Source organism: Microtetraspora sp. AC03309 (assembly GCF_020826795.1).
Lineage (GTDB): Bacteria > Actinomycetota > Actinomycetes > Streptosporangiales > Streptosporangiaceae > Microtetraspora > Microtetraspora glauca.
Genome location: NZ_JADDIL010000528.1, coordinates 1 through 441, shown reverse-complemented (window position 1 = coordinate 441; position 441 = coordinate 1). Strand labels below are relative to the sequence as shown.

Sequence of the window (441 nt, the reverse complement as noted above, 5' to 3'; positions counted from 1 at the left end):
CTTAGAAACTTTTTATAGTGTGGGGGCAGCCGTAAGCACCGAAATAAATGAGGTCCGTGCGCAGGTGACTGTGGAGTTGGCACATCCCTCGACCGAACCGCTCGCGTCCCGGTCGCCGACTACTCCTGCCCACCCGCGGTGGTGGTTTCTGTGGACCACCCCCGGCCGCATCCTGACCATCGGCGTGGTGCTCGCCGGTCTGGTCATCGCGAGTGCATTCGCCACCTCCACCACGATCAACGACCGACAGCAGGCGCTGACCACGGTGCTCGACCACACCGAGCCCCTGGCGTTCGCGGCGGGTCAGCTCTACACCACACTGTCGGTCGCAGACGCCGCCGCAGCCACCGCTTTCATCGCCGGAGCCGAACCCCGCGACGTGCGACAGCGCTACGAACAGGCCATCACCGACGCCTCGGTGGCGGTCACCCGGGCTTCGAG

At 65.8% G+C, this 441-nt stretch carries 1 pseudogene; it reads left to right on the top strand.

The window, feature by feature from the left end:
• Positions 1 to 64 precede the first annotated feature (64 nt).
• Positions 65 to 441, top strand: a pseudogene (locus tag IMZ11_RS44200) (hypothetical protein); the annotation flags it as partial.